Annotated in this window: 1 protein-coding gene; it reads right to left on the bottom strand. The window is 33.9% G+C overall.

The window, feature by feature from the left end:
• Positions 1 to 1126, bottom strand: a 1126-nt coding sequence (locus WFZ86_RS20080) for an AMP-binding protein (RefSeq protein ID WP_342693604.1), incomplete at both ends; no start/stop codon positions are given.

Genomic DNA, 1126 nt, shown 5'->3' with positions numbered 1-1126 from the left:
GCTTTACCAACTGGTACTGAACTTTCATAAAATCCTTCTACTCTATAATAACTGCTATAAGTCGTATCTTCCGATGGACCGTATAAATTTCTTATTGCAATTCCAGAACCGTTAAAGTAATTAGCGATACTAACCGGAAAAGCTTCTCCGGCTAGATTGATTCCTACTGCATTCTCAAATGAAACTCCTTTATCGATAAGCGAATGAATCACTGAAGGAACGGTATTTATCAACACTTTTTGATCTTTGTCTATATAATCTGCAATAGATAATCCATTGGCTAATAAGCGTATTGACTTGCCAATACTAAGAGGATAGAAAAACTCATATACCGATAAATCAAAACAATGTGACGTTACTGCATATAAAATATCAAAATCAGTATCGCTGAATTCTCTTTGTGACCAATGCAACATTGAGGAGGCATTTTTATGAGTAATCATTACACCTTTGGGCTTTCCTGTTGAGCCTGAGGTATAAATAATATAGGCCAAATTGTCAGAATTAAATGATACCTCTGGAAGAGATTTCGAAATAGGGCTAGATGTTATAAACTCTGCTATAACAGTTTCGTCTATTGTCACCTTGCATTTGCTATCTTCCTCTATATAGGCAATACGCTGCGATGGATAATTAGGATCAATAGGTACATAGGCACATCCTGTTTTTAAAACGGATAACAAAGAAATAGGAAGCCATTGGCTGCGATCCAATTTTACACCTACTAAATCTTCTGTAGACAAACTATAATTACTCAACAAATAATGTGAAAGTTCATTGGATAATTCATCCAGCTCTTTATAGGTAAAGCTTTTTTCATCAGTTATCAAAGCAATCCGATCCGGTGTTTGTAATGCTTGAGTGACAAATAATTCAACCATAGTAGTAGCTGGATAAGCTACCGTTGTATTATTAAAATCATATAATAATTGTAATTCCTCATCAGAACCCAAATAATTAATCGTAGCTATTTCTTGATCTGGGTTTTGGATGCATTCTGATAAAAATGTATCAAAATGTGCAACCAAACGTTCTACAAAAGAAAGCTCATAAATATCAGTATTGTACTCTACATGCAAGGATAACTGACCTTTTTTCTCTGAAAATATAAAACTTAGATCAAACT

The organism is Flavobacterium polysaccharolyticum (assembly GCF_038739875.1).
GTDB classification, from domain to species: Bacteria; Bacteroidota; Bacteroidia; order Flavobacteriales; family Flavobacteriaceae; genus Flavobacterium; species Flavobacterium polysaccharolyticum.
This window is presented reverse-complemented; position numbering and strand designations above follow the sequence as displayed.